1 rRNA gene is annotated in these 3,124 nt (G+C 50.4%); it reads right to left on the minus strand.

From position 1 onward, the window contains the following. Positions 1-20: 20 nt before the first annotated feature. Positions 21-2,914 (minus strand): 23S ribosomal RNA (locus tag HBN79_RS23780). Between the last annotated feature and the right edge of the window lie 210 nt (positions 2,915-3,124).

A 3,124-nucleotide genomic window follows, 5' to 3' on the forward strand; every position in this document is an offset into this window, starting at 1 on the left:
GCAAATTGCTTGGGTGTTATATGGTCAAGCCTCACGGGCAATTAGTATTGGTTAGCTCAACGCCTCACAGCGCTTACACACCCAACCTATCAACGTCGTAGTCTTCGACGGCCCTTTAGGGAACTCAAGGTTCCAGTGAGATCTCATCTTGAGGCAAGTTTCCCGCTTAGATGCTTTCAGCGGTTATCTTTCCCGAACATAGCTACCCGGCAATGCCACTGGCGTGACAACCGGAACACCAGAGGTTCGTCCACTCCGGTCCTCTCGTACTAGGAGCAGCCCCTCTCAAATCTCAAACGTCCACGGCAGATAGGGACCGAACTGTCTCACGACGTTCTAAACCCAGCTCGCGTACCACTTTAAATGGCGAACAGCCATACCCTTGGGACCGGCTTCAGCCCCAGGATGTGATGAGCCGACATCGAGGTGCCAAACACCGCCGTCGATATGAACTCTTGGGCGGTATCAGCCTGTTATCCCCGGAGTACCTTTTATCCGTTGAGCGATGGCCCTTCCATACAGAACCACCGGATCACTAAGACCTACTTTCGTACCTGCTCGACGTGTCTGTCTCGCAGTCAAGCGCGCTTTTGCCTTTATACTCTACGACCGATTTCCGACCGGTCTGAGCGCACCTTCGTACTCCTCCGTTACTCTTTAGGAGGAGACCGCCCCAGTCAAACTACCCACCATACACTGTCCTCGATCCGGATAACGGACCTGAGTTAGAACCTCAAAGTTGCCAGGGTGGTATTTCAAGGTTGGCTCCACGCAAACTGGCGTTCACGCTTCAAAGCCTCCCACCTATCCTACACAAGCAAATTCAAAGTCCAGTGCAAAGCTATAGTAAAGGTTCACGGGGTCTTTCCGTCTAGCCGCGGATACACTGCATCTTCACAGCGATTTCAATTTCACTGAGTCTCGGGTGGAGACAGCGCCGCCATCGTTACGCCATTCGTGCAGGTCGGAACTTACCCGACAAGGAATTTCGCTACCTTAGGACCGTTATAGTTACGGCCGCCGTTTACCGGGGCTTCGATCAAGAGCTTCGCGTTAGCTAACCCCATCAATTAACCTTCCGGCACCGGGCAGGCGTCACACCCTATACGTCCACTTTCGTGTTTGCAGAGTGCTGTGTTTTTAATAAACAGTCGCAGCGGCCTGGTATCTTCGACCGACAGGGGCTTACGCAGTAAATGCTTCACCTCCATCGGCGCACCTTCTCCCGAAGTTACGGTGCCATTTTGCCTAGTTCCTTCACCCGAGTTCTCTCAAGCGCCTTGGTATTCTCTACCCAACCACCTGTGTCGGTTTGGGGTACGGTTCCTGGTTACCTGAAGCTTAGAAGCTTTTCTTGGAAGCATGGCATCAACCACTTCGTGTTCTAAAAGAACACTCGTCATCAGCTCTCGGCCTTAGAATCCCGGATTTACCTAAGATTCCAGCCTACCACCTTAAACTTGGACAACCAACGCCAAGCTGGCCTAGCCTTCTCCGTCCCTCCATCGCAATAACCAGAAGTACAGGAATATTAACCTGTTTTCCATCGACTACGCTTTTCAGCCTCGCCTTAGGGACCGACTAACCCTGCGTCGATTAACGTTGCGCAGGAAACCTTGGTCTTTCGGCGTGGGTGTTTTTCACACCCATTATCGTTACTCATGTCAGCATTCGCACTTCTGATACCTCCAGCAAGCTTCTCAACTCACCTTCACAGGCTTACAGAACGCTCCTCTACCGCATCATCCTAAGATGATACCCGTAGCTTCGGTGTATGGTTTGAGCCCCGTTAAATCTTCCGCGCAGGCCGACTCGACTAGTGAGCTATTACGCTTTCTTTAAAGGGTGGCTGCTTCTAAGCCAACCTCCTAGCTGTCTAAGCCTTCCCACATCGTTTCCCACTTAACCATAACTTTGGGACCTTAGCTGACGGTCTGGGTTGTTTCCCTTTTCACGACGGACGTTAGCACCCGCCGTGTGTCTCCCATGCTCGGCACTTGTAGGTATTCGGAGTTTGCATCGGTTTGGTAAGTCGGGATGACCCCCTAGCCGAAACAGTGCTCTACCCCCTACAGTGATACATGAGGCGCTACCTAAATAGCTTTCGAGGAGAACCAGCTATCTCCGAGCTTGATTAGCCTTTCACTCCGATCCACAGGTCATCCGCTAACTTTTCAACGGTAGTCGGTTCGGTCCTCCAGTTAGTGTTACCCAACCTTCAACCTGCCCATGGATAGATCGCCCGGTTTCGGGTCTATTCCCAGCGACTAGACGCCCTATTAAGACTCGCTTTCGCTACGCCTCCCCTATTCGGTTAAGCTTGCCACTGAAAATAAGTCGCTGACCCATTATACAAAAGGTACGCAGTCACCCAACAAAGTGGGCTCCCACTGCTTGTACGCATACGGTTTCAGGATCTATTTCACTCCCCTCTCCGGGGTTCTTTTCGCCTTTCCCTCACGGTACTAGTTCACTATCGGTCAGTCAGTAGTATTTAGCCTTGGAGGATGGTCCCCCCATATTCAGACAAAGTTTCTCGTGCTCCGTCCTACTCGATTTCACTGCAAAGATGTTTTCGCGTACAGGGCTATCACCCACTATGGCCGCACTTTCCAGAGCGTTCCGCTAACATCAATACAGCTTAAGGGCTGGTCCCCGTTCGCTCGCCACTACTAAGGGAATCTCGGTTGATTTCTTTTCCTCAGGGTACTTAGATGTTTCAGTTCCCCTGGTTCGCTTCTTAAGCCTATGTATTCAGCTTAAGATACCTAACTTATGTTAGGTGGGTTCCCCCATTCAGACATCTCCGGATCAAAGTCTGTTTGCCGACTCCCCGAAGCTTTTCGCAGGCTACCACGTCTTTCATCGCCTCTGACTGCCAAGGCATCCACCGTATGCGCTTCTTCACTTGACCATATAACCCCAAGCAATCTGGTTATACTATGAAGACGACATTCGCCGAAAATTCGCTGCTCAATTAAGAGCAATCACAAATTTTACCTTAGCCTGAATAAACACCAGTGAAAGTGTTATCCAGTCTAACTTTCTATTACATACCCAAATTTTTAAAGAACGATCTAATCAAAAGATCAGAAATCAACATTCACCATCATTCGATGGAATG

It is taken from the genome of Pseudomonas sp. WS 5051 (assembly GCF_012985715.1).
GTDB lineage: Bacteria > Pseudomonadota > Gammaproteobacteria > Pseudomonadales > Pseudomonadaceae > Aquipseudomonas > Aquipseudomonas bubulae.